The organism is Sorangium sp. So ce302, assembly GCF_051530145.1.
In the GTDB taxonomy this organism is placed as follows: Bacteria; Myxococcota_A; Polyangia; order Polyangiales; family Polyangiaceae; genus Sorangium; species Sorangium cellulosum_B.
The window spans coordinates 3,859,669-3,871,657 of the sequence record NZ_CP150326.1 but is presented as its reverse complement, the minus strand read 5'-3'; the positions used below and the strand labels follow the sequence as shown (position 1 = coordinate 3,871,657).

Below are 11,989 nucleotides of genomic sequence, written 5' to 3'. Positions count from 1 at the left end.
GGTCATCCGGCGCTGGCGCCGTTGTCCTGCAGGAGCGCGCGCACGCTGGCCAGGATGGCGTCGGGAGTGAAGGGCTTCGTCATGAACTCGGACGCCCCCGCGGCGAGCGTGCGGACGCGGGACTCCTCATCACCCCGGGTCGTCACCACCAGGATCGGCAGGCTCCGCAGCCTGTCTTGACCCCGGATGAACTCGATCACCTCGAGTCCCCCGATATCGGGCATATTCAGGTCGAGCACCACGAGATCGAACGGCCTGAGCGAGAGCGTCTCAATCGCCTCAAGCCCGCTCGCCGCGTGCGCGAACCCGTGCTGCTCTGCCCGGAGGCAGGCCACCACCATCTCACGCATCACCCGGCTGTCATCGACGACGAGGATCTCTGCCACAGCGGTGCTCGATCGAGGGAATAGCCTTTCCGAATCCTGGGTGTCAATCGCGCTTGTGCGTCCGTGGGAGAATCAGGGAACTCCCGTCAGACACGTCCCGAGCTGCGGATGCCACGCTCGGGTGAGCAGCGGGCAGCGGCCATGCGCTGCCCGCGCGTAGAGGACCCGGTGCGCCGGCGAACGTCGGCGGGCGCGAACGCCACGACAGACGTCGATGGAACCCGGCGAGCGTTGCGTGATGCGTGGCGCAATGACCAGAAGCAACCTGACGCAACCAGAGGCAACCAGAGGCAACCAGAGGCAACCAGAGGCGACCAGAGGCGACCAGAGGCGACCAGAGGCAACCGACGCAGGCAGGCAGAAGAGGGCGACAGGGCGCCTTTCATCGTATTAGGCTTGCATCGTCGCGGGCTCGCCCTCAGATGAGACTGGGCGGTAAAGATGCTTGCGGAACCAACGCGTCTCCGCGTCCCGTCCCGTCCCGAGAGGCGCCGCCCTGTGGCGATATGCCTCACGGCCCCTGCTGCTCCTGGAGAACCATGAATCGGCCAATGACGATGGACTTCGTGCTCGCCGACGCCGCGCGCGATGCGAACGGCCCGCCCCGGCGCCCGGCGCCGGCCGCGGGGCGAGGCGTCCGGGAGGGGGGCATGGAGCCGCCGCCGAGCGAGCACGCGCAGCGCGGGGTGGTGTGGATCCTCGACGATTCGTTGCTGGAGGCCGAGATGGCCGCGCGCGCCCTCGCGCGAGGGTACGAGGTCCAGATCTTCACGGACGCTGCCGCGATGCTCGAGCGCGTGGCGGGGGGCGATCTGCCGGATGTCCTCGTGCTCGACCAGGTGATGCCGAGCATGTCCGGCACCGAGATCTGTGGCCTCTTGCGGTCGCGCGCGGCCACGGTCGGGCTCCCGATCCTCATCCTGACCGTGGCCGGGCAGGAGGAGGACCTCGTCGAGGGGCTCACCGCGGGCGCCGACGACTACGTGGTCAAGCCCTGCCCGGCGGCCGCGCTGTCGGCGCGCGTCGGCGCGCTCCTTCGCTCGAAGCGGCTCCGCGAGCGGGCCGAGCGGGCCGAGCGGATCGCGGCGGTGGAGCGCGATCTGCTGCGGGCGCTCATCGAGCAGAGCGGCGACGGCATCATGGCCGCGGACGCGCGCGGGGCGCTCCGCATCTGCAACGGCGAGGCCCAGCGGCAGCACGGGGTGTACGAGCGCGACGCGAGCGACGCGCTCGAGTCGCTCCGGGCCCGCGGGCTGCTCGCGCTGGACGGCCGGCCGCTGCGCCCCGACGAGGACCCGCTCCACCGCGCGCTCCGGGGCGAGAAGGTCGAGAACGCGCGCTGGCTCGTCACGCGCCCGGACGGCTCGATCCGCGCCCTCGCCGGGACGGCATCGCCGCTCAGGCACGCCGATGGCTCGCCCGCGGGCGCCGTGCTGATCACGCGCGACGAGACCGACGCCATCGAGGCGGAGCGGGCGCTCCGGGACAGCGAGGAGCGCTATCGCGTGATCATCAGCGCGCTCGAGGAGGGCATCACGCTCGAGGACGAGCGCGGCGTCATCCGCACCGCGAACGCGAGCGCCGAGCGGATCCTGGGCCTGCCCATGGCCCAGCTCGTCGGGTCCACGATGCTGGACCCGTCGTGCCGGCTCGTCCGCGAGGACGGCTCGCCGTTCCCTTTCGAGATGTATCCCTCGCAGATCGCGCTCCGGACCGGCGCGCCCCAGTCGGGCGTCCTCCTCGGGCTGGAGCGGCAGGGCGGCTCGGTCCTGTGGCTCTCGGTGAACGCGCAGCCGCTCCGCGGCGCGGACGGCTCGGTGGCCGGCGTCGTCTCCTCGTTCTTCGACATCACGGCGCGGAAGCGGGCGGAGGAGGAGCGGCAAGACCTGCTCGCCGCGGCGCAGTCCGCCCGGCGGGAGGCCGAGGCCGCGAGCCACCTGAAGGACGAGTTCCTGGCGACGATGAGCCACGAGCTCCGCACGCCGCTCACGGCGGTCCTCGGCTGGGTCCGGATGCTGCGCACCGGCAAGCTCCCCGAGCAGCGCCGCGACAAGGCGCTGGAGACGGTGGAGCGCAACGCCCAGGCGCAGGCGCAGCTCATCGACGATCTGCTCGACATCTCGCGCATCATGGCCGGCAAGCTCCGGCTGGACGTCCATCCGATCGAGCTCGTGCCCGTGATCGACGCCGCCATCGAGGTCGTGCGGCCTGCCGCCGACGCCAAGGGGGTGCGGCTCCTGTCGCTCCTCGAGCCCGGCGTGGGGGCCGTCGCGGGCGACGCGGGCCGGCTGCAGCAGGTCGTCTGGAACCTGCTCAACAACGCGGTGAAGTTCACGCCGCGGGGCGGCGTGGTGCGCATCCAGCTCGATCGCGCCGACGGGTCCGCCGAGATCACCGTGTCCGACACCGGCCAGGGCATCGAGCCCGGGTTCTTGCCTTACGTGTTCGAGCAGTTCCGGCAGGCCGAGAGCGGCACGACCCGCAGGCACGGCGGCCTGGGCCTCGGGCTCACGATCGTGAAGAGCCTCGTGGAGATGCACGGCGGCACGGCCCACGCGCTGAGCGACGGGGAGGGTCGGGGCGCCACGTTCGTCGTCCAGCTGCCGCTCGCGGCGCCGCCGAGCCACGACCGGGGGCGCCGGCTGGCGCCGCTGCCGTCCGCCTCCGCCGGGAGCGACCGCCCGCCGGAGCTCGCGGCGCTGAACGTGCTCGTGGTCGAGGACGAGGACGACACGCGCGAGCTCCTCGTCACGATGCTCGAGCAGTGCGGCGCGCGCGTGACGGCCGTGTCGTCCGCGGCCGAGGCGCTGCTCGCCGTGAAGGCGCTGCAGCCCGACGTGCTCGTGTCCGACGTCGCGATGCCCGGCGAGGACGGCTACGTGCTGATCCGCAAGATCCGCGCGCTCCCGGCGGCGAGCGGGGGGCGGACCCCGGCGATCGCGCTCACCGCCTATGCGCGCACCGAGGATCGCATGCGCGCCTTGCGAGCAGGGTTCAACACCCATGTCCCGAAGCCCATCGAGCCGGCGGAGCTGCTCGCGGTGCTCACGACCATGTGCGGCTCGAGGGCGGGCTCCTAGGTCGCCTGCGGCGCGTCATCGCGCCATCGCGCCGCTCGCACGATCGGCTCGGCGCGGCGCGCTGCCGGCTCACCCCCTCCGGCAGCTCCGCTCGATGGTGTCCATCAGCTTCAGCACGTCGAACGGCTTGCTGAGGATCGCGTCCGCGTCGATGCCGGCGCGCTCCGTCGCGCCGCGCGCGGTCATCACCACGGTGGGCGTAGCGGCGAGCGTCGGGTCGCGCTTCTGCTCGGCGCGAAACTGGAACCCATCCATGACCGGCATCATCAGGTCGAGCAGGACGAGCGCGATGGACGAGGGGTCGTCGCGCAGGCATGCGAGGGCCTCGCGCCCGTTCGCGGCGCAGGCGACCGCATACCCCTCCTCTTCCAGGAGCTCGCTCAACGTCCGGCGGATCGCGGCGTCGTCATCGACGATCAGGATGCGCTTGCTGGGACGGCTCATCGTCATGCGCACTCGCTCCCTCCGCAGGGTGACAGCGACCAGAGCGCCACGACCTCGGGCCAGCCCGCGGGGCCCCCTCGCGCCGGGCGCCTCAGGCGCCCTCGAATCCCGGCAGACCCTGCCGGCCCGAGGCCCGAGGGCCGGCGAGCGGCAGGGTCACCTTGAAGGTCGAGCCCTCTCCCAGGACAGAGCTCACCTCGATCGAACCATCCAGCGCTTCGACCACCTGCATCGTGATGTAGAGCCCCATGCCCAGACCGCCATAGTGCCGCGCCGACACGGCGCGCTCGAACCGCCCGAAGATCCGGCCGATGTGCTCCTGCGCGATCCCGATGCCGTGGTCCGCGATCGTCAACGTGGCCATCGAGCCCACCGAGGCGACGGTGATCTCTATCGGGTTTCCCTGACCATACTTGAGCGCGTTCGAGACGAGGTTTTCGACGACCTGCTCGAGCCGCACCCGATCCCAGTTCCCTGCGGCGTCGTCCGCCGCGCTCACGGTGACCCGCGAGCCCGCCTCCGCGATCTCGCCGCCCTCCTGGAAGCGAGACACCACCTGCCGGACGATGTCCGACAGCCGGACTTGCTCGAGCTCCAGGGCGAGGCGCCCCGCGGAAATGCGGGAGATGTCGAGGAGGTTCTCGACGAGCCGCCTCAGCCGCTCGCTCTGCCGGCGAACGAGCCCGAGCCGGTCCATGAGCCACGGGAGGCGCTCCCTGTCGGGGCACAGCTCGGGCGCGCGGCGCATCAGGGTCTGGATCTGCAGCGCGAGCGGGGTGAGCGGCGTCTTCAGCTCGTGGGAGGCGATCGAGAGGAACTCGTCCCGCAGCGCGATCGCGCTCTGCGCGTCCCTGTACAGGCGCGCGTTGTCCACCGCGAGCGCGCAGCGGCGCCCGAGCTCCTCCGCTGCCGCGAGGTCCGCCCGGCTGTACCGGCGCTCGGATCGCACGACGATGAAGGTCAGCGTCCCGAAGAGCCGCCCGCGCCGCGCCAGCGGGACGCACATGAACGAGTGCCCCCCGATGGCCCGGATCACCCGGAGGTGCTCGTCGTTCTGCGCGATGGCGCACATCTGCTCGTCCGTGAAGTGCTCGACGAGCACCGACCTCTGCTCGAGGAGCACCTTGGTCGGCGGGTGCTCCGGGTTGCCGTCGAGCTTGGGCGCGAAGCGCTTCGCCTCCTCGGCCACGGCGGCGAGCGAAGGGTCCGAGTGCGCCACGCCCACCCGCCGGAAGGTGCCGTCCTCCTCGTCTTGCAGGTCGACGATGCAGAAGTCGGCGAGGACGGGCACCGCGAGCTGCGCCACCCGCGCGAGCGTCGTGGAATAGTCGAGAGACTCGGCCAGCACCACGCTCGCCGCGTCGAGGAAGCGGGGCAGCTCCTGCGCGCGCTCCCGCTCCGCGGCCTCGACGGCGCGCCGGCGCATCCGCGCCATCTCGATCTGCGTCCGGACGCGGGCGAGGAGCTCGCGCGGCGAGAACGGCTTCACCAGGTAATCGTCCGCCCCCGTGTCGAGGCCCTCGACGACGGCGTCCTCCCCCGCCCGGGCGGACACGAGCACCACAGGGACGCTGCTCGTCCTCGGGTCCGCGCGGAGCTCCCGGAGGAGCGCGACGCCGTCGAGCTCGGGCATCATCACGTCGCTCACCACGAGGTCGGGCGGGCGCGCGAGCGCGGCCTCGAGGGCCGCCCGCCCGTCCGAGGCCGCCTCCACGCTCCACCTCGGCGTGAGCAGGTGGACGAGGTACTCGCGCATGTCCGCGTTGTCGTCGGCGACGAGGATCCGGCCCTCTCCGCCGCTCGGGGCGACCTGCACGGGCGCGGCGTCGGCGCGCGGCTCCGGGCCCGCTGGCGTCGCTCCTTCGGGCCCGGGTGAGGACCACTGGGACGCCTCGACCACGTGGAGGCTCGCGCTCGCCGCCGAGGGCGCCGGCTCCCCGGCGGCGACCACGCGCTCCGGCGAAAGGTGCGCGCGGCCCCTCGGGATCGCCACGGTGAACGCGCTCCCCTGCCCCACCGCGCTCGAGGCGCGCAGCGAGCCCCCGTGCGCCTTGATGAGCTCCTGGACGAGGGAGAGCCCGATCCCGGTGCCCTCGATGGTCCGGCTGCGCGCGCCGTGCACGCGGTGGAACCGCTCGAAGATGCGCGGGAGCTCCTCCGCCGGGATCCCGGTGCCGGTGTCGCGCACGGTCAGCTCGACGTGGTCCGGGTGAGCGCGCAGCGAGACCGCGATCTCCCCCTCGAACGTGAACTTGAAGGCGTTCGAGAGGAGGTTCATGACGACCTTCTCCCATTGCGCCGCGTCGACGTAGACGGGCTCGGGCAGCGGCGGGCAGTCCACGACGAGCGACAGGCCCGCGCCCTCGATCAGCGAGCGGAAGGAGCTCGCGAGCTCCGCCGTGAGCCGCGCGAGATCGGTGGGCGCGAACGACGTCTGGAGGCGCCCCGCCTCGATGCGGGAGAAATCGAGCAGCGTGTTCACGAGCCGGAGGAGCCGGAGCGTGCTCCGGCGGGCCGCTGCGAGGCCGTCGCCCGCGAGCGACCCCGCCGGGCTCGACAGCGCGTCCTCGACGCGCCCGAGGATGAGCGTGAGCGGGGTGCGGAACTCGTGGCTCACGTTGGCCACGAACTCCGTTTTGAGGCGGTCGAGCGTCGCGAGCTCGTCCCGGTGCTGCGCGACCTCGCGCTCGAGCCGCCGCTGCTCGGTGACGTCCCGCCCCTCGGCGATCATGAAGACGACCTTGCCCTGCCGATCCTTCACGGGGTTCAGGTTGAAATCGATCGTGATGCTCTTCTCACCTTCGTTCCCCCCGAGGACCTCCACGTCGTACCTGACGAACTCGCCGCGCGCCGCGCGCCGCACAGCGTCCTTCAGCCGCTCCTGGATCTCCGGCGAGCCCTGCCACCAGCGGCACTCCCAGAAGGGCACGCCGTGCACCTCCCGCCGCTCCACGCCGGCGCCGCGGGTCGAGGTGTGGTTCGACTCCCAGCTCGTACCGTGGGCGTCGAGAAGGCCGAAGAACTGGAAAGAGCTGTTCATCGCGACCCGCGCCGCGAGGAGCCGCATCAGCCCCGACTCGCGGCCAGGGCTCGCGCGGGCGAGCTCCTGCTTCAGGAGCTCGGTGTCCCAGAGGAGATGTTCTTCGGAGTCGTCCACAGGTCGCACGATCGCGAGGTCTTCCAGGCATTCGATGAAGTCGCGCCCTTCTGCGCGTTCCTCGCTCGACCGCTGTTTCATCCCTTCTCGCATCACGCCCGCGGCTGCTCGAGGCAGAGAACAGCTCATCCTGAAGCGCTTAGTGGAGATCGCCGACCACGCAAGGGCCGAGCGGCAACCCCCCCTTGAACTTCCACGGGGGGCCCGCGCGTGGATCCGGATCGTTCGAGCGCGCGACCACCCCTGCGTGCGCCGCAGCAGCCGATCACCACCGGCTGCTGCTGAGGCAGCAGCCCCCTCGCACCGCTCCTCCACGGTCACGGCCAAGGCAGAGCTGGCCCGGTTAGTGCACTTGGCATTGGAGGGCGGAGCGCGCAATGACCGTCAGCTCATGAGGGCGCGCAGGGCGCCCAGGAAATCTCGGTGGAACCCAAGACCTCTCTGCAGCGCGCCCCCGGCGCTCCGGTGCTCCCAAACACGCCCTTCCGGTTCATCATTCACTTCGTCGGTCGTTACCGCGCCTGGTATCTGGCGATGTTCGTGTTCGAGTCCGCCCACGCCTCGTGCGGGATCATGATCCCGTACGCCATCGGGCAGGTCATCCAGGGGGTGACGCAGGCGTCGGGCGCTGGCCGCGCCGCGCTGAGCGGACGGCTGCGCGACGCGCTGGCGCTGTTCGTCGCGCTCATCGCCGGCGAGTTCCTGTTCAGCCGGATCGCCGGCCTCTGCCAGATCCTCGTCGGGCCGTGGCAGCGCCAGAACGTGACCCGCAATCTGTACGCGTACCTCCAGCACCACTCCCATCGTTACTTCAGCAACAACTTCGCCGGGGCGCTCGCCCACCGGATCAGCGAGACGTCGATGGGGGTCTCGCAGACCCTGTGGGCCATCCTCTTCGACTTCTGGCCCATCGCCATCGTCTTCTCGGTCTCGATCGGGCTGCTCTACCGCGCTCACCCGGCGCTCGCCGCGGTCGTCTCGGCCTGGGCGGCGCTGTTCGTCGGCATCTCCTACTGGCTCGCGACCCGGTGTCAGCCCCACGCGGTGCGCGCCGCGTCCGCGCGGAGCGAGACCACGGGCAAGCTCGTCGACTCGGTCACGAACCTCACGAGCGCGCGGCTCTTCGCCCGGTTCGGCTTCGAGCGCGAGTACCTGGACGAGCAGCTCAAACACGAGCTCCGCGCGGTGCGCAGATCGAACTGGTACTCCGAGCGCGTGCGCTGGTTCCAGTTCGCGTCCGCCGCGCTGCTCAAGGTGGCGACGCTCTACCAGTCGCTCAGGCTCTGGGAGCGCGGCGACATCGGCGTCGCCGAGTTCGTCATGGCGACGAGCCTGTCGCTCCTCATCATCAACGAGGCGCGCAACCTCAGCCGCCGCTTCCTCGAGTTCTTCGAGTTCGTCGGCAACGTCGCGAACGGGGTGAACACCATCGTCCGCTCCCACGAGCTCGTCGACCGCCCCGAGGCCGTCGCCCCGACGCTCGAGCGCGGCCGGATCGAGCTCCGGAACGTGACCTTCGGGTACACGCCCGATCAGCCGATCTTCGAGCGCCTCGACGTGACGATCCCGCGCGGCCAGCGCGTCGGGCTCGTCGGCTTCTCCGGCTCCGGCAAATCCACCTTCGTCAGCCTCATCCTGCGTCTCTACGACATCGACTCCGGTCACATCTTGATCGACGGCGTGGACATCCGAGACATGACGCAGGACGCGCTCCACGCGCAGCTCAGCCTGATCCCGCAGGACCCGAGCCTCTTCCACCGGACGCTCCTCGAGAACATCCGCTATGGCCGGCTGAACGCGACCGACGCAGAGGTGGTCGAGGCCGCGCGGAAGGCGCACGCGCACGATTTCATCGTGCAGATGAAGGACCAGTATCACTCCATGGTCGGCGAGCGCGGCGTCAAGCTCTCGGGCGGCCAGCGGCAGCGCATCGCCATCGCGCGGGTCATCCTGAAGGACGCGCCGATCCTCCTCCTCGACGAGGCGACATCGAGCCTCGACTCGATCACCGAGCAGGCCATCCAGGACACGCTGGACGACGTCATGAAGGGGAAGACGGTGCTCGTCGTCGCCCATCGCCTCTCGACGGTCGTCCACCTCGACCGCATCCTGGTGTTCGAGAGCGGCCGGATCATCGAGGACGGCACGCACGCCGAGCTGCTCGCGCGAAACGGGGCCTACAAGCGGCTCTGGAGCAAACAGTCGGACGGATTTTTGCCGGAGAGCGCCGCCGAGGAGCCTCCGGCGATCGAGTCGCCACCGGTGCGCGTCCACGAAGCACCGCGGCTCCAGCCGGCGGCTGACCGCGCCGACGAGCTCCCGCGGGGTGCTCCGCTGAAAGCATGGGAGGCACCGCTCGCCTGAGCGGCCGCCAGATCGAGCAGGCCGCGGGCACTCGTGCTCACCGAGCTCAGGCCGAGGCCGGCTCCTTGAGACCAGCTTCCCCCGACGCGAAGGCGCTCGGGACTGGAGCGCGCCAGCGCCGGAGAGGCGCGCTTACCGGAAGCTCCACGGCTGCGGCTGACCCATGCGGGCGCGGAGGCCCTCCTCCCAGCGGACGAGCCGCGGCGTGAGCCACGCCGTGCCCACGGCCAGGACCGCGCCGGCGACGACGTCGACCGCGTAGTGCCAGCGGAGGAGCATGGTGGAGACGATGATGTTCATGGAGAAGAACGCGGCCACCACGGCGAGCCAGAAGAGGCGCCGGTCGGTGCGGGCGCGGTGGAACGTGTACAGGGCGAACCAGAGCGGCGCGGCCGTGTGCAGGGAGGGAAAGACGTCCTTCATCGCGCCGCCGGCCTGCACGACGCTGCTCACGCAGCCCCAGAAGAAGCCGCCGTCCAGCGGCCCCTGATAGAGGTGGCTCAGCGCCTGGATGGGGCCGTACGCAGGGACCGCCATGTAACCGAGCTGGCCAACACAGTAGACGATCGTGGAGCCGACCGCGTACTCCGTCGTCCCCCGGCCTGGGCGGGCGACCCATACCGCCAGCACCATCGAGAGGAAACAGATCAAGAAGTAGCTGAAATAGAAGAAGGAGAACCACTCCACGATCGGGCGCGTGTTGAAGCGCTCCATCCAGAGCGCTGGCTCGACGCGGAAGAGGAGGAGATCGAGGTGGAGGAGCTCTGCGTCAACGCTGTCGCTCCGGACCGTCGGCAAGAGGGTCCGGAGCGACAGGTAGTTGAGGAGGAAGGCGCCGACGAGCGAGAGTCGGTAAAGGACGCTCCGCAGCGAGGGCGCCAGGAACGTGGCGCGGCGCACGAGCACGCAGACGGACACCAGGGCGGCGATGCCCGCCAGATTGCGGTTCATGCACTGCGCTCGCAGCTCCGTCGGCGGCGCGCCAAGCAGGAAGATCGTCGTCAAGGCGAGATAGCCGATGAGGATCGCGTCGTGGAGAGCGAACACGCCGACCAGGCCGCGCAGAGCGTCCTTCAACAGCGCGCCTTCGGGCTCGACGTCGACCAGCCCGCCGGAGCCGGCGACCTCATCGCAGTCCGTTGTGAGCCGCTCTTGCATTCGGGGACGTTCCAGGGATGGCATGGTGCGCATGGATTGATGACGCCGGGCCGCTCTGTATCACGTGTTCGCGCGTGGCGTCACCGTGACATCGGTGACGCTCCAGCGACCGGGAGGCAACAGGCGGAGCAACTCGGGGGCCACACGGATGTCGAGTTTTTGACGGGCCGCTTCGCGCCGCTTGACAGCGGTAGGGGCCCCCACGCCCCCGGTATGGCGCTCGTGCGACAGCCCAACCGCCGCCTCGGCGGACCGCTCGCATGCGAACGCGGCGACGCAGCGGCGCAGGGCCTACGCGTCACCACGACGCTGTCGCGTCCCAGGTTGAGCTGCCGGGCTCCCGGACGCGCAGAATCTGCGCGACTGCGGCGCCCTGGATCTGCCGGATGGCTGCGCCCGACAACGCCGGTCGGGGGATCGGCGATGGCGATCGAGAACGCGCACCGTCAAGCACGCTGGGCACCGGAGCTCATCCTCGCGGCGGCCCGGCGGCCGTGACGTCGGCGACGTCGCGAGCGCTGGAGTCGTCCACACGAGAGGGCGCCGTGGGATTTCGACCGCGCGGCGCGGACGAGGCGCGATGGCCCGCGCGCTCACGACCGGTGGGGCAGTCTGCCGCGCGGCGGGGCGTCCGCTGGAACGCCGGTCTCGGCCGGGCTGAGCGGCGCTGGACGCAACGCGATCGGCGCTGCGCACGTCGGCGCAGAAACCGCGTCTTCCCCGGGCGCGCGCGGAGGATCGCGGTCACCTCACCCTGCTGGAGCGCACCCTGGACGCTCCCGGGCGCTCACGAGAATCCGCGGAAGCCCCGTTGGATCCGCGCCGGTCACGTCGCGTGGCCATGGATCCCTCTTCATGGCACTCACGTTGCAGTCCCCCGGAGGAGCCGACATCGTTCAGCGACGATCCCACAGGGCACCACGCCTGGGTCGCCCCGTGAGGGCGCTGAAGCGATGCGCCCAGACACCAAGGAGACGACTCATGGCACAGCAACACGGTCAGAGCAGCAGTCGTGGGTTCGCGGCGATGGACCAGAAGCAGCAACGCGCGATCGCGAGCATGGGCGGCAAGGCCGCGCACGAGAAGGGCACGGCCCACGAGTTCAGCTCCGAGGAGGCCCGCGCGGCCGGCCGCAAGGGCGGCGCGAGCGTGAGCCAGAATCGCGAGCACATGGCCGCGATCGGCCGCAAGGGCGGCGCGGCCGTGAGCCAGAACCGCGGACACATGGCGCAGATCGGCCGCAAGGGCGGCGAGTCGCGCGGCGACGGACAGAGCGGCGCGCCGGAGGAGGGCGAGCGCGAGGGCGAGCAGGGCAGCAGCGCCGCACGGCACGCCGACGCCGTCGGGCCGCGCCACGAGACGAACTGAGCAGCGCTGCGGCACATCGCCGCCGGTGGTCG

7 protein-coding genes are annotated in these 11,989 nt (G+C 71.0%); 3 read left to right on the top strand and 4 right to left on the bottom strand.

Annotated elements, in window-relative coordinates:
• Positions 1-2 precede the first annotated feature (2 nt).
• Positions 3-386, bottom strand: a complete 384-nt coding sequence (locus WME73_RS14815; RefSeq protein ID WP_437746092.1) for a response regulator transcription factor — start codon at positions 384-386, stop codon at positions 3-5.
• 551 nt (positions 387-937) lie between these two features.
• On the opposite strand from WME73_RS14815, the gene WME73_RS14810 reads away from it, so the two are divergent.
• Positions 938-3,466: a hybrid sensor histidine kinase/response regulator gene (locus tag WME73_RS14810; RefSeq protein WP_437916093.1), complete on the top strand. Its 2,529-nt coding sequence runs from the start codon at positions 938-940 to the stop codon at positions 3,464-3,466.
• Positions 3,467-3,535: 69 nt separating this feature from the next.
• Here WME73_RS14810 and WME73_RS14805 read toward each other — a convergent pair whose 3' ends face one another.
• Together WME73_RS14805 and WME73_RS14800 are read right to left on the bottom strand one after the other, a co-directional pair.
• On the bottom strand, positions 3,536-3,916 hold the full coding sequence (locus WME73_RS14805; RefSeq protein WP_437299693.1) for a response regulator: 381 nt from the start codon (positions 3,914-3,916) through the stop codon (positions 3,536-3,538).
• A gap of 85 nt (positions 3,917-4,001) precedes the next feature.
• Complete coding sequence (locus WME73_RS14800) at positions 4,002-7,148, bottom strand: ATP-binding protein (RefSeq protein WP_437916092.1); 3,147 nt, start codon at positions 7,146-7,148, stop codon at positions 4,002-4,004.
• 342 nt (positions 7,149-7,490) lie between these two features.
• On the opposite strand from WME73_RS14800, the gene WME73_RS14795 reads away from it, so the two are divergent.
• A complete protein-coding gene (locus tag WME73_RS14795; protein ID WP_437916091.1) occupies positions 7,491-9,431 on the top strand; it encodes an ABC transporter ATP-binding protein in 1,941 nt (646 codons plus the stop codon).
• A 132-nt stretch (positions 9,432-9,563) separates the two neighbouring features.
• On the opposite strand, the gene WME73_RS14790 is transcribed toward WME73_RS14795, so the two are convergent.
• Positions 9,564-10,589: a phosphatase PAP2 family protein gene (locus WME73_RS14790; RefSeq protein ID WP_437746088.1), complete on the bottom strand. Its 1,026-nt coding sequence runs from the start codon at positions 10,587-10,589 to the stop codon at positions 9,564-9,566.
• Positions 10,590-11,570: 981 nt separating this feature from the next.
• Here WME73_RS14790 and WME73_RS14785 point away from each other — a divergent pair.
• Positions 11,571-11,957 carry a KGG domain-containing protein gene (locus tag WME73_RS14785; RefSeq protein WP_437916090.1) on the top strand — a complete coding sequence of 129 codons (387 nt, stop codon included), beginning with the start codon at positions 11,571-11,573 and terminating at the stop codon, positions 11,955-11,957.
• Positions 11,958-11,989: the final 32 nt, after the last annotated feature.